The 25,860-nt window shown below is 56.3% G+C and carries 13 protein-coding genes; 3 read left to right on the forward strand and 10 right to left on the reverse strand.

Annotated elements, in window-relative coordinates; genetic code table 11:
- Nucleotide 1 precedes the first annotated feature (1 nt).
- From ACFPPD_RS01555 to ACFPPD_RS01580, 6 genes are all read right to left on the reverse strand, one after another.
- Entirely contained in the window at nt 2-1,006 is a 1,005-nt protein-coding gene (locus ACFPPD_RS01555; RefSeq protein WP_209747315.1) for a sialidase family protein, read from the reverse strand.
- Entirely contained in the window at nt 1,003-2,304 is a 1,302-nt protein-coding gene (locus tag ACFPPD_RS01560) for a glycoside hydrolase family 125 protein (RefSeq protein WP_378081100.1), read from the reverse strand. The genes ACFPPD_RS01555 and ACFPPD_RS01560 overlap by 4 nt, the downstream gene beginning before the upstream one ends.
- A gap of 25 nt (nt 2,305-2,329) precedes the next feature.
- On the reverse strand, nt 2,330-3,568 hold the full coding sequence (locus ACFPPD_RS01565) for an alpha-L-fucosidase (RefSeq protein ID WP_209747313.1): 1,239 nt from the start codon (nt 3,566-3,568) through the stop codon (nt 2,330-2,332).
- Between the two features lie 4 nt (nt 3,569-3,572).
- Complete coding sequence (locus tag ACFPPD_RS01570; RefSeq protein ID WP_209747311.1) at nt 3,573-5,336, reverse strand: glycoside hydrolase family 35 protein; 1,764 nt, start codon at nt 5,334-5,336, stop codon at nt 3,573-3,575.
- A gap of 110 nt (nt 5,337-5,446) precedes the next feature.
- The gene (locus tag ACFPPD_RS01575; RefSeq protein WP_209747309.1) at nt 5,447-7,246 is read right to left on the reverse strand and encodes an ABC transporter ATP-binding protein; all 1,800 of its coding nucleotides are present in this window, start codon (nt 7,244-7,246) and stop codon (nt 5,447-5,449) included.
- Nucleotides 7,247-7,293: 47 nt separating this feature from the next.
- Complete coding sequence (locus tag ACFPPD_RS01580; RefSeq protein WP_209747307.1) at nt 7,294-8,973, reverse strand: methyl-accepting chemotaxis protein; 1,680 nt, start codon at nt 8,971-8,973, stop codon at nt 7,294-7,296.
- Between the two features lie 288 nt (nt 8,974-9,261).
- On the opposite strand from ACFPPD_RS01580, the gene ACFPPD_RS01585 reads away from it, so the two are divergent.
- Genes ACFPPD_RS01585 through ACFPPD_RS01595 form a run of 3 tightly spaced genes read left to right on the forward strand, consistent with a single transcriptional unit; the run spans nt 9,262 to nt 12,426 of the window.
- Entirely contained in the window at nt 9,262-10,389 is a 1,128-nt protein-coding gene (locus ACFPPD_RS01585; protein WP_209747305.1) for an ROK family transcriptional regulator, read from the forward strand.
- 23 nt (nt 10,390-10,412) lie between these two features.
- Nucleotides 10,413-11,411 carry an asparaginase gene (locus ACFPPD_RS01590; RefSeq protein WP_209747303.1) on the forward strand — a complete coding sequence of 333 codons (999 nt, stop codon included), beginning with the start codon at nt 10,413-10,415 and terminating at the stop codon, nt 11,409-11,411.
- Nucleotides 11,412-11,442: 31 nt separating this feature from the next.
- Entirely contained in the window at nt 11,443-12,426 is a 984-nt protein-coding gene (locus ACFPPD_RS01595; RefSeq protein WP_209747300.1) for an ROK family protein, read from the forward strand.
- Between the two features lie 196 nt (nt 12,427-12,622).
- Here ACFPPD_RS01595 and ACFPPD_RS01600 read toward each other — a convergent pair whose 3' ends face one another.
- The 4 genes from ACFPPD_RS01600 to ACFPPD_RS01615 form a co-directional block, all read right to left on the reverse strand.
- On the reverse strand, nt 12,623-16,660 hold the full coding sequence (locus ACFPPD_RS01600; RefSeq protein WP_209747298.1) for an NHL domain-containing protein: 4,038 nt from the start codon (nt 16,658-16,660) through the stop codon (nt 12,623-12,625).
- A gap of 111 nt (nt 16,661-16,771) precedes the next feature.
- Nucleotides 16,772-21,322 (reverse strand): InlB B-repeat-containing protein, encoded by a 4,551-nt coding sequence (locus tag ACFPPD_RS01605; protein WP_209747296.1) that lies wholly within the window; start codon nt 21,320-21,322, stop codon nt 16,772-16,774.
- A gap of 209 nt (nt 21,323-21,531) precedes the next feature.
- Nucleotides 21,532-22,635, reverse strand: coding sequence for a response regulator (locus tag ACFPPD_RS01610; protein WP_209747293.1), 1,104 nt, complete (start codon nt 22,633-22,635; stop codon nt 21,532-21,534).
- Complete coding sequence (locus ACFPPD_RS01615) at nt 22,632-25,739, reverse strand: hybrid sensor histidine kinase/response regulator (RefSeq protein ID WP_209747290.1); 3,108 nt, start codon at nt 25,737-25,739, stop codon at nt 22,632-22,634. Before ACFPPD_RS01615 ends, ACFPPD_RS01610 begins: the two co-directional genes overlap by 4 nt.
- Nucleotides 25,740-25,860 lie beyond the last annotated feature (121 nt).

The following is a 25,860-nucleotide window of genomic DNA, read 5'->3' on the forward strand; positions in this document are numbered from 1 at the left end:
CTTAACCCCTCAGCTTCCGGAAAGCGATGCGTTCCCGCTTCCATGTATAGGTAATATAAAGTTCGTTGCCCCTGCATACGATGGCCGGATAGGAATACTCTCCCGGGCCGTCTTCGAGGACGACCTCGTCGGCCCAAGCGAACCCGTTGTCCGACGAGAAGCGGACGACGAGCGGAGTGCGCGGCGAATCGGTCGTATAACCGCTCACCGGGTTAAACGCAAGCGCCAGCACGCCGTCGTCCATGCGGACGACATCGACTCCGCTGTTGTTGTTCGGCAGATGGGTCGGATAAGCCGCACTCCACGTGCGGCCGGCGTCTTCGGAATCGCTTCGGTAAATAAAACCTTCCGTGCTTCGCAACAGCATATGAACAAGCGATCCGCCCGTCGACCATAAAGCCGGTTGAATCAACCCTTTGGATGGACCGTGCTCGGTTCCGACAAGCTTTGATACATCCACCGGTACGATCGAGCTTCGGGTCCATGTGCGTCCGTCATCCTCCGAGATGTCCACGAACGCTTCCCAGAGCTCTTTGCCCGGCTCGTCCGGAATACGCCGTTCCACCGATGCGGGGGCGAGCAACGTACCGTCGCTTAACCGGATCGGCTTGTTGCGTACGGGACCCCGTCCCCCGATATCGCCGGGAACGAGCTCCTCCGGCTCAGACCACGTTTCGCCGCCATCTTCCGAACGAATGATTCGCGAAGACCAGGCCGGGATTTCATGGCCCGCTTTGTAGAACAGCCAGACCTTCCGGCCTTCCGCGAATAAGACCGGGTTCCAATGCGCGATGCCGTCTTCGTCCGCGATTTTGTGCGGCGCCGACCAAGCGTCTCCGCTTCGGCGGGCCATCCAGATCGCGACATCGCTCGCTTTTTCGTACGACCCTCCGAACCAAGCGGTCAGCACATCCCCGTTCGGCATTATCTCCAGCGTCGAAGCGTGACAGCTCGGGAACGGCCGGTCGTCCTCGAAAATAAATTGATTTTCCATCGTCCGGGTCATGGGCAAACCTCTTGGATCCGTTTCTCTTTCATCAACGTATGGATCAGCTCGCCGAACAGGGTGTTGGCCCAAGCGAACCAAGCCCTCGTATAGTTGGCGGGATCGTTGACGTCGAACCCTTCGTGCATATAACCGGTATCACCGTCGGTCTCGACCAACGTTCTGACCACCTCGGCGATTTCCCCGGAGTCCGTCGATGTCAGCGCCTGCATGACGAGGCTGATGTGCCAAATATATTGCGGCGGGGTGTGGGGACTGCCGATTCCTTTGGCGCGGCTTCCCTCGAAGTAATAAGGGTTGTCCTTGCTCAGGATGAATCTTCTCGTGTTGAGATAGACGGGATCGTCTTTCTCCGTATACCCCAAATACGGAATCGAAAGAAGACTGGGCACGTTCGCGTCGTCCATCAAGTTGTAATTGCCGAAGCCGTCGGTTTCGTAGGCGTACATCTCTCCGTATACCGGATGGCGGTAGATCCCGTACGTCCGGATCCCGTGGTCGATCTCTTCCTTCAGCGCGGCCGCTTCCTCTTTCCACTTCGAATCGCCGTATACGTCCTCCGCGATCTCCGCCATATAACCCAGGACAACGCTGGCGAACATGTTGGCGGGAATCAAATAGCCGAACGTGCAGGCGTCGTCGCTCGGGCGAAAGCCGGACCAAGTCATTCCGGTATAGTTAACCGGCATCCCCATTCCGTTGTTTCTCAAGGTGTCGATCTTCGGACCGGTTAACCGGGTGAACCGGTAGGGAGACTGCTCGAAATGATTCTGCTCCGTTCGCCACAGACGAATGATCCGGGCTGCGGCCTGCTTGAACGCATCGTCGAAGATCGCCGTACTCCCCGTATGCTTCCAATACAAGTAGCCGATCTGGATCGGATAACACAGGGAATCGATCTCGTACTTCCTCTCCCACACCCAGGGGCTTATCTCGTCGAGCTCGGTCAAGTCGTCTTCGTAGCGGTTATTGTTGTCCGCTTCGTTAAACGCGTTCGCGTAAGGATCGATCAGAATGCACCGGATCTGTCGTTTGACGAGCCCTTCGATGATTCGCCCCAGCTCCGGGTCGCCCGCGGCGAGCGGCAGATAAGGGCGGACTTGGGCGCTCGAATCCCGCAGCCACATCGCCGGGATGTCGCCGGTAAATACGAACGCGGTGCCGTCGTCCATCAGACGGGTCGTCGTTTCCAGCGTATTCGGGAAACATTGCTTAAACATGCGCAGCAATTTGGGATGGCCGGCCAGCTCCGTCTCGGCCTGCCCGATCGTTTCCTGCACGGATTTCGGCAATTTCAACTTTAGTCACTCCCTTTCTCGTTCATCATCGATTGGCGTTATAGGCGGCAAAGGCGCGAATGTTCGGTTCTTCGGCGCTCCGGATGACTCTCAGCCGGAGCTGCCGGGCGCGAACGGCCGGGAACGAATCGATCTTCTTGCGGCCGATCGCGCTTCCCGCCGCGATCTCGGTCCACAATCCGTCCCGCTCCGCCTCGAGCACGTATTCCCGTACCCTTTCCCCATGCTCGATCTGCTCCATCAGGATGACATGGTCGACCTCCGCGTCATCCGGAAGTCGGATCGTGAGCATATCGCCCTTGCCGGAGGTTTCCGCAAGCGGATTCGAGAATCTTCTCTTGATCTCATCGCCGAATTCGACGACTCGCCGAACCTCTTCGTTCGGCAGCAAACCGCGAACATCCGGCGCAAGGTTCAGAAGCAACGTCGCGCCGTGCCCGACGGAACGATCGTACATATCCGTCAGTTCTTCCAACGACCGCAGCGGCGTTGCGTCGTTCGGATGCCAGAACCAGTGGTTGCCCCGGATCGGGACCGGACACTCCGCCGGCACCCAAGCCGGCGTTTCCGGAAGCCAGGAGGTCATTTCGTTCGTGAACATGCTGACCCGCGCCGCTTCCGCCGTATTCCAGCACGGATAAGGCGCGACGCCGTCCTCGTTGCCGACCCAGCGAACCGTCGGAGCCCCCATGTTGAACACCATGGCATCCGGCTGGTATTTCCGGACCAGCCACATGATTCGGGGCCAGTCGTACTGCCTTCCTTCCGAACCGGCACCGTCGAACCAGATTTCCACGAGCGGTCCGTACCGGGTCAGAAGCTCAGTTAATTGAGCGCAATATACCTCGTCGTACGCTTTCGGATCCGGATACCTCGGGTCATGCCTGTCCCAAGGGGAAAGATACACGCCGAACCGGATTCCTTCGTTGCGGCACGCTTCCGCGCATTCGCGAACGACATCCCCTTGGCCGTTCTTCCATGGACTCGACTTCACGGAATAATCCGTCGTTTCCGTCTGCCACAGGCAGAAGCCGTCGTGATGCTTGGCCGTCAGCATCAAATATTTCATGCCCGCGAGTTTGGCGGTTCTTGCCCATTGCCCCGCATCCAGAGATTCGGGATTGAAGAGCGCCGGCGAGTCTTGCCCGTCCCCCCATTCCCGGCCATGAAACGTGTTCAGGCCGAAATGGCAGAACATGCCCAGCTCCAAGTCCTGCCACGCCGCTTGCTGCTTCGTCGGTTTCGCCAAAGGAATCGTAATCATTCGTTCATTCCTCCGTCATTCGATCTAGAATAGGCGCATCCTTAAACGCCACCGAAGCGTCCCTTGTTCCGTGCAATTCCAACACGACGATTTCGTTATCGCCTTGCCGCAGCAACGGAGCCGGAACGTATAACGTTCGCTGCGGGCCTTTGTTCCAATACCGCCCAAGGTTAAAGCCGTTGATAAACGCAACCCCCTTGGTCCAGCCTTCCATATCGAGAAACGTATCCTCGCACGCGTCCGCATGGAACGTCCCTCTGTAAAACGCCGGCCCCGTCCGAGCGCTTGTCCCGCCGTAAGCCAGCGCCGACAAATACTCGAGCGGGAGCGGCCGGATCGTCCAATCGAACAGGAATTGAAACCCGAACCGGACCCCTTCCGTGATGCCCTTCCGGTCTTTCAAGTAGGGACCGTAGTTGATCCGCCCCATATTTTCCACGAGGATGTCGAGCCGCGCCCCTCCTGCCGGTACCGGGAACGAAAGCTTTTGGTCCGCAGGGGAACGTTCGATGGCCCCCATATATTCGCCGTCGAGAAATACGAGCGCCCGGTCCCTCGCGTCCTGAATGCGAAGCTCGTCAATCGGCCGCGGTCCGGAAATCCGGGTCGTGTACAGAATAAAGCCGTAATTTTGCCCGGCTTTCTCCATCGGAACAGGAGTCGCCGACCGGACCGGGTCGGATAAAGCATCTAAATTGGCGAACAATCCGGCCTGCTCCCCCAACTCGACCCGACCGTATGCATGACGCCCGATTCGTGGCGGCAGCTCCGCCTCGCCGGCCTCCGAATAACGGGAGATCACTTCGCGGACGGCATGATATTTGTCCGTCGGTTCTCCGGTTTCGTCCAGCAGCGCGTCATAATCGTAGCTCGTAACCGTAGGCTCGTAATGATCGGGTTGCTGGCAGTTAGCGCCATTGTAAAAGCCGAAATTCGTTCCGCCGTGGAACATATAGAAGTTCACGGAAGCATTCGCTAACAGCATCTCTTCCAACACGGCGGCCGCATCGGCGGCATCCCTCGTATGGTGAGGTTTGCCCCAATGATCGAACCATCCGTTCCAATATTCCATGCACATCAGGGGACCTTCGCTCTGATATTCCCTTAACTTGGCGAATGAAGAGCCCGGATTCGAGCCGAAATTGACCGTCGCCAGCACGCCCGGAATCGAGCCTCCCTGCAGCAGGGAATCGGTGGGTCCGTCGGAAGTGAACAGCAGCACGTCGATCCCCCTGGCGATCATGCCTTGCCTAAGATGCTCCAGATAGTTCGCGTCGTCCCCGTAGCTGCCATACTCGTTCTCGATCTGCACCGCAATGATCGGTCCGCCGTTCGTGCACAGGAGCGGTTGAAGCTTCGGCAGCAGAACGTCATAATAGGCGTCCACCCTTTGCAGAAACGGCGGATAGGCGCATCTTAGCTGCATGTCCGAATCCGCCAGCAGCCATGCGGGCAAGCCGCCGAATTCCCATTCGGCGCAAATGTACGGGCTCGGACGGACGATGACATGCAATCCGAGCTCGCCCGCTATCCGAATAAACCGCGCCACGTCGGCCATTCCGTCGAACCGGTATTGTCCCGGCTTCGGTTCGTGCACATTCCAGGGGATATAGGTTTCCACCGTATTCAGTCCGCACGCCTTCAATTTCAGCAATCGGTCCCGCCAGTACTCGGGCACGACGCGAAAATAATGCAAAGCGCCGGATAGGATTCGAACCGGACGATCCCGGTATACGAAGCTGTTTCCATCATAAGAGAATAGACTCACCGTATTCCTTCACCTCTTCACGATCGGGATTGCTTTGAGAATAAGGGTTGCGGCACGTTCGCTCAACGGGATTTTTTCGGTGCGTACTCATTTTTCCCAACGCGATATTTTCAGCGGGTTGCCGCAGGGAAAGCGCCTTGTTTTTCCCAATATCGTCGGAACCTGCCGTTCTTCTCGATCAACTGGTTCATCGTGCCGCTCTCGATGATTTCGCCTTTATCAATGAATAAAATGTAATCCGCGTCCCGGATCGTGGAAAGGCGGTGAGCAATGATAATCTTCGTGCAAGAGGATGCCCACTGCCCGAGATCCTTCTGGAAAGAGGATTCGGTGTCCACGTCCAGAGCGGAAGTCGGCTCATCCATGACAAGAATGGAAGCATTCCGCAAGATGGCTCGAGCGATCGAAAGCCGCTGCTTCTGGCCATGAGAGAGCTTGATGCCCCGCTCGCCGATTGCCGAATCGAAGCCCTTCGGCAGGGCGGCGATAAAATCGTAGGCCTGGGCCAGCTTCGCCGCTCGCTCAATATCCTCGTATGCGGCTTCGGGACGGCCTGCCGCGATATTCTCCGCTACCGTTCCGTCAAAGATATAAATATCCTGGGAAACGAGCGCCATTCGCTCCCGCAAGGAGGCTATGGAATACTCTTTCAGAGGGATTCCGTCAAGGCGGATCGTTCCCTCCTGCGGCTCATAAAACCGATGCAGCAGCTTAACGACGGTGCTTTTGCCGGAGCCGCTCGGTCCGACCAACGCGATCGACGTTCCCGCCGGCACCTCGAAGCTGATCCCGCGAATGGCGTTCGATTCTTCCGCGTAACGGAACGCAACCCCTTCGTAACGGATCGACGGAGAGCCGTCCGGCAGCGCGATGCCGTCCTTAACGTTCTCTTCCTCCATGTCCATCACATCGAAAAGCCGCCGGGCTCCGGAAATCGACCGCTGCAAATTATTGATCGTGTCCACCAATACATTAAACGGCTCCGCCACTTTATCCAGAAGGGTGATGAAGGCCACCAATCCGCCGGGTCCGATGCTGCCCGAAGCCATCATGTACGCTCCGACGCCGACGCCCGCGATATACCCGACCCTCCCCGGTATCTCTTTTGCGATGCCCCGTATCGTGCTTAGTTTGGTCAAGAGCACGTTATAGGCGACGCCCTTGGTCTGGATATCGGCCATACGTTCGTCGATGATCGGTTCCATCTGATTGGATTTGATTTCGCGGACGCCGTGCAGAGTCTCGCCGATCGTAAAGAATACGCCGCGCGTTGCCCGGCTTTGCATCTCCGCCGCCTGCTTGAACTTGCTCTTATGAACGAGATTGCTGAGCAGTTGAAGCGGACCGATCGAAATCGCGATGGCGCCCAGAATCGGATGAACCGACATCAGATAAATACCGACGAAAAGAAAAGAGACCGGCAGGGCGATGAGCCGCTGGACATCGAATACGATAAAGTTCTTGGCGATCTCCAGCTCGCTGTACATGATGTTGAAGGAGTTCGAGCTGTGATGGCTCTCGTGGAAAGAGAGCGGGAGCCTCTGGAGATGATTAAGGATTTTGCGCCGCATCTCGAACACGACGGATTCGTTCAGAGCGGAATTAAGCCAGTTATAGAGAAAGGTAAAGGCTAGCTGAAGAACGGTAGTAACCGAGAACGCGCTCAAGATGATCAGCAAATTACGATCGGGGATATTCGGGACCTGGTCAAAAAGCCTTCGGCTCGTTTCGGCGAATAGGAGCGCGACTCCGGTAAGCGCGATTTGAGCTCCGATAACCCCGGCGTAGTACCATTTATACGTTTTGATAATGGCGAGAAACTGAAGGAAAACAGGGTCTTTAAGCAATTCCCATACGGATTTCCGCCTTTGGATTACGGGCATATCCTGGTGATCGTCGGCAAGCTTCATCGGGGTTCTCCTTCCACTCTCCGGTATCATCGGCGTGCGTATTTCGTCTAGGCGTTAAATTTACCAACCATGTGAAGCAGGTCTTCGGACATTCTAGCCAGCGAATCGGCGGAGCTTGATATTTCTTGCATCGTGGCCAGTTGTTCTTCGGCCGCAGCCGACACGTTCTGCGTTCCCGCGGCCGTGACATCCACAATGCCGGCAATATCCTCGAAGCTGTCGACCAATTCGTTGGTGCCTGCCGACATCAGCTTTGCCGCTTTGGAAACCTCTTGGATTTGCTGAGTCACTTCCGTGATGGAATGCCGAATGTTCTCGAAGGAGGTCCCTGCCGCCATGACCGTATCCAATCCGGATTCGACTACCTTCGTACCATCCGTTACTTTACGGACTGTCTTCATGGTCTGGTCTTGTATCGCGCGAACCAAGCCGGTAATGTTTTTCGCCGATTGATCGGACTGTTCCGCAAGCGTTCGGACCTCGGCCGCCACAACGGCAAACCCGCGTCCGCTTTCCCCTGCTCGCGCGGCTTCGACGGCGGCATTCAAAGCGAGCAGATTGGTTTGCGAAGAAATATCGGTAATGATTTGCACGAATTTCCCGATTTCTTTGGAATGCTCACCTAGGCTGATGACCACTTGCGAAATTTCACTGACGGTTTCCTGAATATCGTTCATTTTATAGATGGCCGATTGAATGCTTTGCTCCCCGTTCTCTGCCAACCGAGCCGTTCTTATCGCCTGATCGGATACGGTTTGCGCGCGGGCAGCCATTTGCTCGGCTTCCGCGGACATCGCATGAACCGACTTCAGACTTTCCTGAACACTGCTCAACTGCTTGTCGGCGCCGTCCGCGACCTCCTCCGTAATGAGGGCTACTTGCTCGGTTGCCTGGCTTGTTTGCTCCGCGCCCGCCGTCAACTCTTCCGATGCCGCGGCAATCTGCTCCGCATTCATCCTTACGTCGCGTATGAGTTCTCTTAGATTTCCGGCCATCGCGTTGGTCGCTTCTACCAGCAGCGCGATCTCGTCCTTCGTCGTTATGATCAGCGGCTCGCCCGATAAGTTGCCCTGGGCGATTTGCTTCGAGCGTTCCACGACCCTTCCGATCGGCTTCACTATCCGCCCCGCTATCCAGAAGGCAAGAAGCGCGCCAAGCATTATGGCCGCGAGGGTGATGAGCCAAATTACGGCTACCAGGGAATCGCCGTTTCGTTGAATCAGCAAGCTTTTGTCCGCCATCTCTTTCTCTTTGTTCACGACCAAATCGCCGAAACCCCTCTTCAGCTCTTCCGCCTTTGCCTTGATGGTCGTATTGTTGTTGAAGATGGCCTCCTCTTGTTGGCCTTGGGCGTAAAGACTATAGACGTCATCCTGCATCATGCCGCCCCATTCCTCGCTCCGGCCGAAAAGCTTGACCGCATCTGCCGCCATAGGGTTGCTGGACCATTTTTCTTCAATCGCGCGGCTTTCTTTCGCGTATTTGTAATAATTGGCCATCATCGTGGGGTCTTTGGTCATCAGGAAACCGCTGGTTAAGGCGATCCGTTCCGATAAATTGAACCGCAGGGTTTCGTAATCCTTCAACAGGTGCATGTCCTCTTTTACCGTTTCATTAATGATCTTATTGAATTGCTGAATGCGTACATAAGTAAAGAGCGTTACCGCCAACATCAAGAACAGGACGATACCGAATGCGAGAAGAAGCTTCCAACGTAAACTTTTCATTTTGCTTCCAAGCTCCTTTTTGTTCATTCTGTTGACGATTGTCGAAATATCTGAATTTCGTCCTATAACACTCCATTGACACCATAGATTAAACAGTTTTATATTTTATAACATGATGTTAGTAATAAGGCTAGTTTATTCTTTAAAATTGTAACTTAGCTCTGAAATCTCTTATCCACCTCTCTAATTTTTCATTATTTAATAACACGATGAAACTATTTACGAAGGTTGGTGTTCGTTATTCGCTCCGAAAAACACGACCAGGAGTACATCAAGAAGAAAAACCAAATGCTGATTCTCGAGATGATCCGGGCACACCGACCCGTTTCGCGCGCGGAGATCGCCAAACGGACTCGAATGAGCGCAACTTCGATCGGTCGAATCGTAGGGGATCTGATCGAATTCGGATTGGTCAAAGAGACGGATCAATTCTCTTCCGGCGTCGGACGCAAGGCGACCCTGCTGGATATCGACGTTCAATCGATCCTCTCGGTCGGCGTGGAAGTGGACCGGAATATCGTCCTAATCGGCCTCGTCGACTTGGACGGCAACATTGTCGCGGAGCAGCGCCGAACGATCGATCGTCAGCTTGCGCAACCCGAGTCGCTCGCGGGTATCATCGCCGACATGGTCATGCAGCTCGCGGAAGCGCACGGCCTCTCTCCTTCCAAATTCATCGGCGTCGGCATCGGCATGCCGGGAATCATAGACTCGGCCGAAGGAACCGCCGTCTTCTCCGCGCAGCTGGGCTGGAAAAACGAACGCTTCGCATCGATCGTGGAAGCCAAACTCGGCTTGCCCGTCGTTCTGGACAACGATTTGAAAGTGAAAGCGCTTGGCGAAAGCAGCGAAGGCGCCATGTCCGACCAAGGAAAAACCGCGCTGATCAGCATCGGGAGCGGCGTAGGATCCGCCCTTGTCGTGGAAGGGAAAATCTATCGGGGCGCGAACAACATTGCGGGAGAAATCGGGCACTCCACCGTCGATCCGAACGGAAAGCTATGCGAGTGCGGAAAGAGAGGCTGCCTTCAAACGTATATCGCCGACCTGGCCATGCTTCAGGAAGCCGGTCAGATCAAGCCGGTGTCCAGCGTAAATGAATTGTTCTCTCTTATGAATGCCGGAGAAGCATGGGCGTTCAACATTATCGACCGAGCCTGCACCTATGCCGCGGTCGCAGTCAGCAACGTCGTCTGCACCTATAATCCGGACGTCATTATTTTGACGGGAGACTTCATCGATTCGAATCCGGAGGCGTTCGATGCCGTATCGGGCAAATTAAAGGATTTCATTTGGGAGCCTTTTGCCGGAACGTTCGAATTGAAACGTTCGAAGCTCGGCAAGAAATCGGTCATGATCGGAGCGGCTAAGCTGGTCCTTCAACAACGGCTGGACCGCGGCCTGCGCAACGATTGACTAACTCGTGGAGGGGATACGGCATGAAAGCGGCGACGCTCGTCAGAGAATTTCGCGGAGGCATTGAAGAATGCGTCCATTCGGGTCATATTTGCGGCGTGAACGACAGGGGAGAAATCCGGTACGGAGCGGGCGATCCGGAAGCCGTCACGTTCTTGAGGTCGGCGGGCAAGCCGTTTCAAGCGATACCGGTCATCCGTCATGGCGCCGACGCCCGATTCGGACTGACCGATGCGGAAGGGGCTATTCTCGTCGGTTCCCACCGGGCGGAGCCTTTCCACGTGATAGCCCTGGAATCGATCGCGGATAAAATCGGCGTATCGGAAGACCTGCTCCTCTGCCATCCAACTTATCCGCTTAGCGCGTATGCGACCGAAAGCCTGCATCGCGAACATAAGCCCAAGAGATCGATCTACCACAACTGCTCCGGCAAACATCTCGGTATTCTGGCCTTGTGCAAAACTTTGGGGTATCCGGTAGACGGGTACGGGAATCCGGATCATCCGGCACAGGAGGAAATACTGGAAACGTTATCTTACCTGGCCCATTATCCCAAGGAGAAGATCGGCATGGGAACCGACGGCTGCGGCTTTCCCGTGTTCGCCCTTCCGCTTCGCGCCTTGGCAACCGCCTACTTGAAGCTCGCATGCCCGGACCTGATCGCCAATCCCGATATCCGCATCGCCGTTCAGACGATCGTCCGCCGGATGAACGAACATCCCGAAATGGTCGCGGGAACCGATCGGATCTGTTCCCATCTGCTAATGGACTCGAACATCGTAGCCAAGGGCGGCGCCAAAGGCGTATATGGTTTCGGGCTCAAGAAAGAGCGGCTAGCTTTCGCGCTTAAGGTGCTGGACGGCTCCGAGGACGAATGGCCGCTCATCGTGGCGTCCATCCTGGAACAGATCGGTTACGATAACCGGGAGACGATCGACCGGATGTACGGGCTTGCGCCGGTTAGCATCCGCAACGACAACAATCGGGTGGTCGGCCGGAATCAAACGGCGTTTACGCTGTAAGAACAAGCCATAGAAAGAGGTTTTACCCATCATGAACGAACTTTATGTAGGCATTGATATTGGCGGCACCAAAATGCTTGCGGCTCTGGTAGACGGCGACGGAACGATTCTTTCGAAAGCTCGGCAAGAGACGTTGGCGGAACGGGGGGCCCATGACACGATCGACCGGTTGATCGCCATGACGGAATCGTTGCTCCGGGAGTCTGGCGCCGCGGGCGCCGAAGCGGGGATCAAAGGCATCGGTATCGCCGTCGCCGGCATACTCGATCCGGCTCAGGGGACGGTTGTGCTCGCCACCAATCTAGGGTGGAACAACGTTCCGATCGGTCGTATGCTCGAGGAGCGTTTCCAATGCCCCGTCAACGTATTGAACGACGCCAATGCCGCGGCCCTCGGAGAATGGCTGGCCGGAGCAGGCGCGGGGACGGAGGATATCGTCTTCGTGACGGTTTCCACCGGGATCGGCGGCGGCATCGTCAGCGGCGGGCATCTCATTCTCGGCTTCTCCGGCAGCGCGGGAGAGCTCGGCCATATCAGCATCGACCGGAACGGTCCTGCGTGCGCCTGCGGGAACAGGGGCTGCATCGAACTGTATTCGTCCGGCAGCGCGATTGCCAGGCGCGTCCGGAATGACATCCGCGGCGGCGACCCGAGAACTTCGCCCGTCCTTCGGCAGGCCGGCGGGGATGCGGACCGGCTAACGGCGCAACATGTCGCGGCTGCTGCGGAAGAAGGGGACGATTATGCCAACGAAGTGCTGACCGAGTCGGGCTCCGCACTAGGTGTCGGGTTGATTTCGATCATTCATCTGACTAATCCCAAGAAGGTGATTATGGGAGGCGGCGTTTCCGAGATCGGAGAAACTCTCTTCGGCCCGTTGATGGAAACGGTGCGCAAACACGGGATACCCGACTTAGTGAACCCTGTTCAGTTCGTCAAGGCAAAGCTTGGAGAAGATGCCGGAGCGGTAGGAGCGGCCTTGTGGCGGCAGTACGAACGGATGCGGAATGCCTAATCGAAGATGCCCAGCGATCCGCCATCTCGATCGCAGGGCAGCTAACCCGAGTTGAGTATCCGCGAAATGGATTGCACGATATCGACATTCGAGAATAGCGAACAAATAAGCGCCCCCTAGAATTCATCGTCCGAGCCCGAAGGATCTTTCGACGATATTCTAAGGGGCGCTTTTCAGTTTGAAAATATCATTCTCCTTACGACGACTTTTTCGTGCCTTTCTCGACACCGTTCGTTACGTTTTCGACGCGATGACCGATCGAAGCCTCCTGCACGTCACCGAACGCCCAATGCTTCGCCGTCACGTCGCTCCACTTCGCGTCGATGCCGGTTACCGGCCCTCTTCCGAGCAGGCGGTTGATCAGCGTGACCGCTTCCGCACGGGTCAGCTCCGCGTTCGGACGGAACGCGCCGTCCTCGTAGCCTCTCATGAGCTCGGCGGCTTGGACCGACTTGATCGCGTTCTCCGCCCAATGACCGGCTTTGACATCCGCGAAGCCTTGACCCTTCTCACCGTCCTTCACTTCGATGATCCGAGCGACGATCGCCGCCATCTCCGCTCTCGTGATCGTCATCTTCGGACGGAAGCTTCCGTCCTCGTAGCCGAGCAAGAGCCCCATCTTCGTCGCTTTCGCGATCGCTTCGCTCGACCAACGCTTCGCGTCGACGTCTTTGAACGCAAGCGCCGCGACTGTCTCTTTCTTGCTCAGCACGCGGGATAGAATCGCCGCGATCTCCTCGCGCGTGATCGGTTTCTCCGGTCCGAACGTTCCGTTCGGGAAGCCTACGATGTAAGGCTCGTGCGTCTTGCCCGCCTCGCCTTCGCCCTCGAGCGCCGTCTGTTGCCAGCCCTCTTTGTGTACGATCGTGAACGTACTGAACTTATTGATCGTAAAGCGGATGCCTTTCTTACCCGTTGCGTCGTAAGGGACGATTTCCCCTTTGACGAACTCTTTCGTTCCGTCGCTATGTTCGATGAAAATACCGAGATCCTTCAGTTCTTCGTCCGTAAGCGACACGTCGCCCAATGGCAGCACGAGCGTCACCTTGCGGCTTTGCATATTCGTCTCGATCGTCATCGGACGTCCGACGACGTTGATCTTGTCGGTTCCCGCGGCCATTCGTACGACCGTTTCCTTCTTCGCCCGTTCCTCGACTTCGCGACGCTCGTTCTCTGCTTTGATCGGTACGAGGCGGAAGTACTTATCGTCGTCGAGGCCTTGCAGCGATTCGTTCGGAATGATCACGCGGGCATTCGGCGTGTTGATCTCCAGGTTCAAGCCGTTGCTAGCGAGCGTGCCCGTAGAGCTCTCAGGGAGCTTCACGTTCAGCTCAGACACTTCATCCTTCGCGTCCGGAATGACGATCTTCGCCGTATTCGAGCCTGCCGCTTCTAATTGCTCCGCCGTCTTGGTTGCTTGCTCGTTCGTGAACGTTACGTCATCCTTTTTGCTGCCGCTGGCGTCGGTCGTGCGCTCGATCGTCGCCTTGGACACGACGCTGCCGTCCTTCGAGCCGTCTTCCACGTCGACGGTAATGACTTCCTTCGTCGGGGCCGGAGCGCTGCCGCCGCCAATTACAGGGTTCATCGTCCACTTCGCGTAAAGCGTCACATTGGACGAGCCCATGGCGAACGAGTCTCCTGTAGCGTAGCCGGTTCCTCTTCCGTCCGCCTGCGTATTCCATCCCGCGAACGTATAGCCGGACTTCGCCAATTTTCCGGTATTGTCAAGCACGTTAACCGCAGCACCCGGATCATAAATGCTTCCGTCGGCCGGTACGTCTCCTTCGGTGCTGGCGTTGGCATCGTAAGTAACGGTATACAAGCCATCGACAAGCTTGCGAAGACGTTGATTGTTTTTGTCGGCGAAATAGACGTTTCCGTAGCTATCCACCGCCACTCCGTAAGGAGAATCGAATTCAGCCGAAGTAGCTGGTCCGCCATCTCCCGAAAAACCGGCATTGCCCGTCCCCGCAATTGTCATAATGCTTCCCGATTCCGCATCGATCATCCGGATTCGGTTATTCCCTTTGTCCGCGATGAGGATATTCCCCTCAAGGTCCAATGCGATACCGCGCGGCTCATTCAATTGCGCATTGTTCGCAGGTCCTCCATCCCCTGAATAGCCTAGACTGCCAGTCCCCGCGATTGTGCTGATGACTCCGCTTTCGGAATCGATTTTACGAATGCGATGATTGTCCCTATCAATGATAAGTACGTTATTGTCGCTATCCAGAGCCAATCCGCGCGGGTAATTTAATTGAGCTTCGGTTGCGGGTCCGTCGTCTCCCGAAAACCCTGGCACACCCGTTCCTGCAATCGTGGTGATGATTCCGGTAGTTGCTTCGATTTTGCGGATTCTGGCATTGTACAGATCCGCGACATACAGGTTATTGTCGCTGTCTAAGGCAAGAGCGATCGGACCATCGAATTGCGCATCGGCGGCAAGCCCGTTATCTCCCGAGTACCCATACACCTCCGCCGTTCCGGCAAACGTGCTTATTTTTCCGTCAGTGCCCACTTTGCGAATCACCTGATTCCCATAATCCGCAATGAAAATATTCCCGTCCGAGTCCACGACAACTGCTTCAGGCTCGTTCAGTTGCGACAACGTCGCGAGGTCGCCGTCGCCGGAATAGCCTGGCTCGCCCGTTCCTGCAACGGTGCTGATCTTCTTCGTGACCGCATCGAGCTTACGAATCCGGTTATTGTCCGTATCGACGATATATACATTGCCATCGGCGTCAGTGGCAACGCCTTCCGGATAATTCAATTCCGCAGAAATTGCAGGGCCGTCGTCTCCCGAATACCCGTAGGTTCCATTGCCGGCAATTGTTATGACTGTTTTCGGCAACGCTTGAACGAATTGCATGACCGTAAAGGTGACCGGCGTCAGCGAGTCCGCGGATACCGTTACCGTCGCCGTATACGTTCCGACGGACAATCCGTCTTTGGCTTTGACCGTGAAGGTCGTGGACGGAGTTGTATCGTCAAGCGACGTGGCAACCGGCGGCGTGAGCGTAAATCTGCTCTCATCGCTTAACGCTACTGAAACGTTGGTTAGGACGCCCGATCCCTTCCGCTTCAACGTAACCGTCCTCGTCTCCTGCGTTCCCGCAGCGTATCCAACGGTCAACGGCTTCAACGTCTGGTCGGACAACGGGCCGGGAGTCAACACGCGAATCGCGCCGTTGATAGAATCGACAACATAAACGGTGCCGTCATCGGCGACGGCAATATCCTTCGGTCCGCCCAATTGGGCGAGAAGGGCCGGTCCGCTATCGCCGGAATAGCCGTAAGTGCCGGTCCCCGCGACTCTCTCGATCGTACCGTCAGCCTGTTTCACCTTGCGAACTTTATGGTTATCCGTTTCCCCGATGTACACGTTTCCTTGACCGTCGATGGCAACCCCGTTCGGCCGATTGAGGCTGGCGGCCGTTGCCGGCCCGCCGTCGCCGGACAATCCCCAGGGGTCCCCCGTTCCCGCAACAGCCGAGATTGCACCAGTCAAGAGGTCGATCTTACGGACAACATGCTCGTTGAAAGCCGTGTAATACAGTTGGCCGTCGAATACTTCCATGCTGGAAATCGCCGTAGCTGCATTATCTGGAGATAGCCTGGTAAGGATGCCATCCTGAGCAACTTTGTATATAAAGCCGTTATCGGTAAAATAGACATTTCCGTCGTCGTCAACAGTGATGCTGATCGGCCGAAACAACGCCGTTGCGGTAGCCTGAACGTCTGTCGTGGCCGTATCGCCAAAGTTCAAAAGGATAGGACCATTCTCGTTGGTTTTTCCTGCTACGTCGACGATCTGGTCGTTCACCACTTTGCGAACGAGCCCATTATACGAATCCGTAAAATAGAGCGTGCCGTCGCCTGCTACTGTTACGCCTTGCGGAGCGCTTATATTCGCCTCAGTTGCTATCGTGCCGCTTGGGGAGTAATCCCCCGCTTCGGTACCTACGACTGTCGTGATCGCATTGTTGTTTTTAAGATCGATCCGCTGAATGGTGTTTCCTTTCGTGACGTACAAGTACCCGCGCGCCTCGTCAAGCGCCATTTGATTCATGGAGTTCATCCCTTGAACGAGCGTGGAGATCGTATACGAATCGCCTACGATACCAGTCTCTATCGGGGCCGCCGATACACGCGAATCGCCTTGAAACGCGGGAATAAGCAACTGAAGAGACAAGACCCCCGCCAATACTTTGCCAAACCATTTTTTTCGCATAATAAGACAACAATCCTTCCGTCAAAATAATCGTATGCAGCCGGCCTTGCGGCATAGTGCACGGCTCGCCCGCGATTGGACGAGCCGTTCATTTCCAGCTCAATATTCCGCTTACGACGACTTCTTAACGCCTTTCTCGACGCCGTTCGTAACGCTCTCGACGCGATGGCCGATCGACGCCTCCTGCACGTCGCCGAACGCCCAATGCTTCGCCGTCACGTCGCTCCACTTCGCATCGATGCCGGTTACCGGCCCTCTTCCGAGCAGGCGGTTGATCAGCGTGACCGCTTCCGCGCGCGTCAATTGAGCTTTCGGACGGAACGTGCCGTCGTTGTACCCCTTAAGGAGCCCGGCCGCTTGAACCGTCCGGATCGCGTCCGCCGCCCAGTGCGCCGCCGCAACGTCCGGAAAACCACTTCCCATTGTTTCGGTCTCGATCAGTCTCGCGACGATCGCCGCCATCTCCGCTCTCGTGATCGACTGCTTCGGACGGAAGCTACCGTCTTTGTAGCCGACCATCAGCCCCATTTTGGTTACCTTCTCGACGGCCGCGTTAGACCAACGCTTGGCGTCGACGTCCTTGAACGTCATCGGAGCCACCGTCTCGCTCTTCGACAAGACACGGGAGAGAATCGCCGCCATTTCCTCGCGCGTAATCGGCTTCTCCGGTCCGAACGTTCCGTTCGGGAAACCCAAGATGTAAGGCTCGTGCGTCTGGCCGCCTTCGCCTTCCAGCAGCGTCTGCTGCCAGCCTTCCATGTGAACGATCGTGAACGTACTGAACTTATTGATGGTGAAGCGGATGCCTTTCTTACCCGTTGCGTCGTAAGGGATGATTTCCCCTTTGACGAGCTCCTTCGTACCGTCGCTATGCTCGATGAAGATGCCGAGATCCTTGAGCTGCTCGTCGGTCAGAGACACGTTGCCGATCGGCAGGATGAGCTCTACCTTGCGGCTCTGCATATTCGTCTCGATCGTCATCGGACGGCCGACGACGCTGATCGTATCGTTGCCGGCGGCTTCGCGCACGACTTGCTCCGTACGCGCCCGCTCTTCGACCTGCTGCCGTTCGCTCTCCGCCTTGATCGGCACGAGGCGGAAGTACTTATCATCGCCCAGCGCCTGCAAGGATGCCGAAGGGATGACGATGCGAACGTTCGGCGTGTTGATTTCCAGGTTCAGCCCTTGATTAGCCAGTGTACCTGTTGAAGCTTCCGGAAGCTTCACGTTAAGCTCCGACACTTCGTCCTTCGGATCCGGAATGACGATCTTGGCCGTGTTCGACCCTGCAGCTTCTAATTGCTCGGCCGTCTTGGACGCCTGCTCGTTCGTGAACGTTACGTCATCCTTTTTGTTGCCGTTCGCGTCGGTCGTCCTCTCGATCGTCGCCTTGGACACGACACTGCCGTTATCGTTCGAGCCGTCTTCCACGTCGACCGTGATGACTTCCTTCGTCGGAGCCGTCGTGCCGCCGCCAAGCACGGGATTCATCGTCCACTTCGCATAAAGCGTGACATTCGACGTAACCGTATCGTTATCGAAATCCCAAGCCGTTGTACAGGCAGGTTCCTTGTACCAGCCGGCGAACGTATAACCTTGTCTGGTCGGCGCCGTCGGCGCGGAAATCTTGCTTCCCGTTACGACATTGGACAAATCGGAAACATCGCTTCCTTCAGCCTCTTCGAACGTGACCGTGTAAGTCGCTATAATCCACTTGGCGTAAAGCGTGACATTCGACGTTACCATATCGTTATCGAAATCCCAAGCCGTTGTATAGGCAGCTTCCTTGTACCAGCCAACGAACGTATAACCTTGTCTGGTCGGCGTCGTCGGCGCGGAAATCTTGCTTCCCGTTACGACGTTGGACAAATCGGAAACATCGCTTCCTTCAGCCTCGTCGAAAGTGACCGTGTAGGCTAAAGCCGTCCACTTGGCATAGATTTGCAATGCCGATGTAACTGGGGTGCCCGCGGTAAATGCTGCCCCGCTCCCGTCCGCGTTGACATACCAGCCTTCGAAGGTATATCCCGTTCTGACAGGGGCAGTCGGCAATTGACCTGCAGCTTCGCCTTCCACGACGGAAATCGTCGCATAAGGATCCGTTGCGGTGCCGTCGTTCCGATTAAAAGTTACCGTGTGTTTGACAATATCATTATCAAGATCCGCGATGACTTGAGACAAGCTGGCAATGGAACCTGCCGCGTAATACCAATTGAACGAATCGGAAGCTCCGTCGGCCAAATCTGTTAATCTGAAGTACATGCCGTATGAAGAATCCGTACCTAGTGCGCTGATTGGCGTGATGGCTGGATCTCTCGTGCGCAAGGCATCCAGGGTAAGACTATTTCCAATAAGCGCTTGCGCGGATGGACTTGTCGAGATGAGCAGCGCGCCGGAATCCGAGGAAACGGCCTTTAACACTTTAGCTTGAGCGGTTTGACTCGCAATAGGAGCGAACGCCCCGTCGACAATATTCCCTCTCGTCTTATCCGGGCTATCGTCGGTCCCGATATAATCGTCGCTCGTACCTACGATAAATCTAACGTTCAAGACCGATTCACCGCTAATATTGGTCACTTTCGATCGGACTTTAATATAGGACTTATCCGCTAGAAGCGTATAGACATGCTGCACGAGCAGCGTCTTGCCGTCGATCGTGACTTTCCCCGTTACGGTCACGATCCCCGTCTGACTTTCCGCATCATATTGGCTGCTATCCATGCTGACTTCGTTCATCGGCACTATATCCCATGTACTCGACGGTCTGACCGCCGAATAGTACGTGCTACCATCCGAGTTCCAACTGCTCGTGCCGTCTCCGCCAATCATCAGCATCGATTGCAAGGCGTTAGTGCCAAAAGTCAATTTAAACCAGCTGCTGTTAAAATAATACGGTTGATTCAAGTTGCCCGCGGCGTTAATGGACTGACCGTCGGCAGTGTTGCCGAATTTCATTTTTCCATTGTTCAACCATACTTTCAGTTCGGTCCACTTCGCGTAAAGCGTAATATTCGACGTTACCGTATCGTTATCGAAATCCCACGCCGTTGTATGGGCGGATTCCTTGTACCAGCCGTCGAACGTATAACCTTGTCTGGTCGGCGTTGTCGGCGCGGCAATCTTGCTTCCCGTTACGACATTGGACAAATCGGAAACAGCGCTTCCTTCAGCCTCGTCGAACGTGATCGCGTAAGTCGCTAAAGCCGTCCACTTCGCGAAAAGGGTAATATCTGCAGTCACCTGTTCCGTGCTGAAATCCCAACTATCCGTCGTCTCTTCATCTGCATGCCAGCCATCGAACGTATAACCCGATCTTGTCGGCGCCGTCGGTTCGGTTATCGTGCTGCCCGAGGAGACGTCACTATTCGATGGTACGGCGCTTCCCGAATTGGAATTGTAGGAAACCGTATAAACATCCGGAGGGGCGATATCCTCGGCATAATTTTTGATGTCCGTATTTCCGTTACCCAATCTGCCGTCGGCATTATTTCCCCATCCGATCAGTTGTCCATTCTTTAGAGCAATCGAATGGCTGTCAAGCCAAGTTCCGCCGGAAGCAAGGGCATCCGCATTCAGGAAAGTGCTTCCGTTGCTATTTCTGACTTGAACGGGCATTATTCGATCAACATTGCTCTTGTCGCCCAATTGACTGTATCCGTTGTACCCCCAGGCCCACACTTTATCGTTCGAATCGATAGCAAGAACATGACCGTATCCCGCAGAGATGGCCACGACATCGCTAATGCCGGAAACTTTTACAGGAAGGCTAGACTTGAAGTCGAAGTCGGAGTTGCCAATCCCGAGTCTGCCTCCATAATTATCGCCCGAAGTCCATACATCCCCGGCAAGGTCTACAAACGTATAGAAGTGGTTCCCCCCGCTAACCGCCTTCGCCTTGATCTCCGCTCCGCCGGCATTCAGAACCTTGGAAGGCAAACCGTTTACCGTATCCGTTGCCCCGTTCAGCCCCCAAAACCATAACGAATCCTGTAAATCGATAACAAACGATTGTCCGTCGCTCGCGGAGACGCGCTTTGCAAGCAAGGGAACGAGAGTGCCGTTGTCGTCATATTTGACCTGCACCGGAGTGGCGGAATAATTAACGTTAGGATTCGCAATCCCCAGATCCACGCCGACCGTACCGTAGTAATCATCGCCCCATGCCCACACCTCGCCGTTCGTCTTCAAGGCCAAGGTAAAGTGGGAACCTGCCGCAACGGCGCTGACACCGGATATCGTCGTCAATTTTACCGGCGCCAACACCGGGGTCGATATGCTCCCGGTTCCAAGAGCTCCCTTGTCGTTTATTCCCCAATCCCATATGTTACCTGCCGAATCCAATGCGACCGAATGCTGGGTTCCTGCGGATACCGCAACAAATTGAACGGAGCTTCCCCCTTCCTCGATCGTTAATTTCGTCGGCACGTTTCTTTCTAATTGATCCCCAGTGCCTAACTGACCTTTATCGTTTTTCCCCCAAGCCCAAACATTGCCATTGCTATCCAGCGCCAACGTATGACTTCCGCCAGCATCAATGCTTGAAAACACGACGCTGCTCGCGAATGTTTTTACCGTCCCCAAACCGGCTGCTGGCAGAATGCCGAACACCATCGCGAATGCCAGCAGTACCGCGCTCGCCTTCTTCTGAATTCTCCGTACCATGTGTAAGCTCTCACCTTTCGTCATCACGTTTAACGAGCGGATTCTGGCTTATTCGACAAGAACCGCTTGTGGCAGACAAACTGTACCATAAAGCATCTCTCAAAAATCTCTCCAACTCCCCGTCTCCATGGGCATGTACCGTTCTTAAAACGACAAAAAGCGAGAGAGCCCGAACGCTCTCTCGCTCCATCTCTTCCTCGCCAAAGCGTTTAAACCCGCCGCGTCGCGTTGGAAGCACCCGGCTCCACACCAAACTCTTCCTTGTAAGCGACGGCGAATTCGGAGGCTTGCCTGAGCGCCTTTTCGGGATGCCCGGCGAGCTCGTACGCGGAAACGAGCATGTTGTTCATCTCCTCATTCAGAGGCTCGATCGCCAGACCGGCAAGCAGCCTCTCTTCGACCAGCTTCCACTCGCCCGCCTTCAGATGCAGCTTCGCCAGCTCCCGGACGGCCGCCGAATACTGTCTCGCGAAAGCTTCCTCGAGAGGAAGCTTCCAGCCGTAATCCTTCGTCTCCAGCAGCCTGCCTCGGTAGGCCTTGCATAACTGTTGCTCGTGCGACAATCCCGCCGCCGCGCTGTTCGGATCGCCCGCCCCGAACAGCGCCACGTCGTATTCCATTCCGCCCGTGTCGAGCGAATAGCCGTCCTGCGTCTTAAGCACGTCTATACCGAGGCCGTGCTCCTTCAACGTCTTCTTCAAGCGGTAAACCGAGTTATACATGTTGTTCATCGCCCGATCTTCGTCCATATCCGGCCAAAGCGCATCGGCGAGCTTCCACTTGACGATCTCCCTGTTCGGATGGCAGAGGAAGTAGGCGAACAATTCTTCCGTCTTGCGGGTTCGCCACCGGAGCAGTTCTCCCGCAGCGTTGCGTACCTCGAAGGCTCCGAAGCAGCGAATGTCTCCCTCGCGTCCGGCTTTCCTCGCGCCAGCGGACGGGGCGCCGAACAGCTCGTCCAACCTCCCCGTCACCCGCTGGATCGCCGCCGGCGTAACCGGCTTCAGAATATAATCGACGGCGTTCACGTCGAACGCGTCGAGCGCGTATTGGCGGTACGCCGTCGAGAACACGATTCTCGTTCGCGGAGACAGCTCCGCGATCAACCGGGCCAGCTCCAGCCCGCTCAGCTTCGGCATCTCGATGTCCAGGAACGCGACGTCGGGCAGCAACGCCGCCACCGCCTCCGCGACCTCAAGCGAATTCGCGTACGTTCCCTCGATATCGTAACGCCCGTTCTTGGCGATGATATGTTTCATGAGTTGTATGACCGGCTTCTCGTCGTCCACGATGATCGCCCTATATCGCTTCATACCCGAGCTCTCCTCCCTTCTTCGCCCTCGATTTCTCTTCCGGTTGCGGGCAAGAACAGCGTCACCCTTGTCCCGCGCCCGACTTCCGAGTCGATCTGCAAGCTTGCGCCGGGCGACGCGGCGAGCCGCTTGCGGATATTCGCGATGCCGATGCTCCCGCCCGGACCGTCTCCATTCGCGAGCCGATACGCCAAGTCGTCCGGAATGCCGATGCCGTCGTCCTCGACGGTCACCTTGAGATACCCGTCCCCTTCGACGATCCGCAGCGTCACGGTGCCGCTATCCTTCTCGAACAATCCGTGGCGGATCGCGTTCTCGACGAAAGGTTGGATGCACAAGGAAGGTATCTCCCGGTACGCGACCGCCTCGTCGACTTCGAGCTTGAAGTCGAACCGATCATCGAACCGGGCTTTCTCGATTTCGACGTACGCTTCGATCAGCTCCAGCTCTTGCTGCAACGGAACGAAGGCCGTATCCCGGTCCATGTCCAGAATATGCCTAAGATACTGGCTCAGCATCGTCAGCAAATACGCGGCCCTCTCCCCGTCGGTGTAACAGAACGAGATGACGCCGCTCAGCGCATTGTATAGAAAATGAGGCTTGATCTGCGCCTGATGGAACGCTTGCTCGCTCCGGATCGCTTCCTTGAAAGCGGCCTTCATCGCCAGCAGCGTCTGAATGCGGGCCAGCAGCGTCTCTCCCTCGAACGGCTTCGTGACGTAATCGTTCGCCCCGGCCCCGAAGCCGAGCGCGATGTCGTACGGGGAATCCTTCACCGTGGCGAACAGAATCGGCAGCTCCAGAATCGACCGTCGTCTGCGGATCGATCGGCACAGCTCGATGCCGGATTCGCCCGGCATCATCACGTCCAGGATGACCAGATCGGTCTCCGGGTGGCGAACGAGCTTCTCCGCGGCCTCCTTGGCCGAGAAAGCCGACACGACGTTATAGTCCTGCCTTTTCAGAATACTGCGAAGCGCGTGAATGTTGGTCGCCTCGTCGTCGACGATCAACACCGTCGCACCCGGACGACCGAGCACGTCCGCCAGCTTGTCCTCGCTCGCGAACGACGGCTCCTCCGCCGACGCGGCCGCTTCTCTAGCGGCAAGAGGCAGCCGCGCGGAAGGGAGCGTTAATGCCATTCGCGTTCCTTGGCCGAGCTCCGACCATTCGACCGCCAGACGCCCTCCCATGCGCTCCGCGAGCATTCTGCTAATATACAGCCCGACGCCCAATCCCGAATGGCGGCCTCTGCCGAAACCGGACTCGAGCTGCTCGAAGTAGCCGAACACTCTTTCCCGATCCCCCGCCGGAATGCCGATGCCGGTATCTTCGACGACGATGCGCTCGAACTCCCCTTCGGTGCTCGAGTAGATGCTGATCGTCCCGCATTCCGTATGCTTGATCGCGTTCTGCACAAGATTGTAGAGCACCTGGCGCAGCCGGTTCTCGTCGGCGAAGACGCCGACGCCGCTCTCGATCCGGTTGTCCAATCGGATGCTCTTGCCGCCGAGCTCGAACCGAAGAACGTCGCAGACGATCCTCGCCGTTACCCGGACATCGACGAGAGTCGCGTCCAGACGAAGCTCGTCATGCTTCAGCCGAGTCGCGTCGACCAAATCCCGAACGAGCATGGATAGCTTAAGCGACGTGTCGCGAATCAAGCCGAGCTGCCGGCGATGGCGTTCCGAAGGAGGCGTCTCCCCGTCCTCCAGCACGTCCTCCGTCAAGTTCAGGATGCCGTGAAGCGGCGTCTGCAGCTCGTGCGACGTCATCGTCAAGAATTCGTCCTTCCTTCGGTTGGAAGCCGCGAGTTGCCGGGCGAGCTGCTCGGTTTCCTTCAGCGCGCGGCCGAATCTCGAAGCCAGCATGATATTCGTGAAGATGATGAAGCAGACGAGCGCGCCTTTGGCGATCAGGTCGTCCGGCACGAGACTTTCCGAATAGAGAGAGCCGTCGACGAGGAAGACAAGAAGCGACAAGCTTCCTCCGATGAACAGCGCGAGCTCCTTGCGTCCGTTCGGTCTCTTGAGTTCCGCCAAGAACAGAACGATCAAGCGGAGGATGATGAACAGCATCAGCAAGAACGCGTAGAGGAACAAGTAAAACTTCGCTTCGACGATCGAAGAATAAGGGAAGAAAGCCAATCCCGCGATATAAAGGAGATAAGGAATCAATACCGCCGTCAACGTTCCGCGCTTCAGAATGCGCGTGTCGATCGAAGCGTAGAACAAGAAACAGAGCGCCATGGAAGAAAACTGTCCGAACTCGAGCAGCTTGTACGCGGCATGGAACGGAATATCCGGCCAGAGCCGAAGCGCGGTTTTTTCCCCGTAGAACAGTTGAACGATGACCAAGGACAGCAAATAAAGCCCGCCGAACAAATACGTCTTCTCCCGCTTGCGGATGAAATAGAAGCTGAGCTGGTACGCGCCGAACATGCCTAGAACGAATACGGACGCGATATCGGTGCCAAGCTGTATGCCGCTCTTGAGCGTAACGTCTTCCGGAAGCCCGAGCTCTATCGCGCTAACGACGCCCCCGGTAATAAACTCGAAGTTGGCGATCTGAAGCACGAGGTCGATCTCCCGGCCGTTCGCGTGGAATAAGGCGGTATAAGGCGTATTACCCGGCACGTGCGCCTCCCGGCTTTCGGCGGGCCTGCCGCTCGATCCGATCAGGACGCCGTCAGCGAACAGCCGGTGGGACATCCGGATGCTGCGGACCTTAAGTCCGTACATCCCTCCGGATTCGGGCAGGAGCACCTTAAGCCGGTACGTCCCGTAGCCTTTGCGGGCAATGCCGCCATCGTCATCGTTGCCCTTCCATGTGCCGGGGACGTTCGAATAGGCCGGAGCCGGCGCGCCGTCCATGGCGAAATCCGACGGATCAAGCACCCGCCCGCCGTAAAACTCCCACTCGCCGATCAAGTTGGCCACGCCTCGATCCTTGAAATCCCACCCGGTCAGATCGAGCAAGCCAGACTCCGCTACCGGCGAATCCGCGGCCGGCCGCGTCTGTAGGAAGATTCCTATAATTAACGCGACGGCGAGCGCCGAGAATCCGACGATGCCTAGCGCGCTCCGCAAGCTTGTTGCTTTCAAGCAAACCTCTCCCCCGGAAAAGCCGACTTACCTCTATTCCCTCATTGTACGACAACCAACTCTCATAAATCTCTCAAATCGGGCAGCATATAAAAAACACCCTCCGAATCGTTCATCGGTC

Origin of the sequence: Cohnella suwonensis (assembly GCF_042655365.1) — a bacterium.
In the GTDB taxonomy this organism is placed as follows: Bacteria; Bacillota; Bacilli; order Paenibacillales; family Paenibacillaceae; genus Cohnella; species Cohnella suwonensis.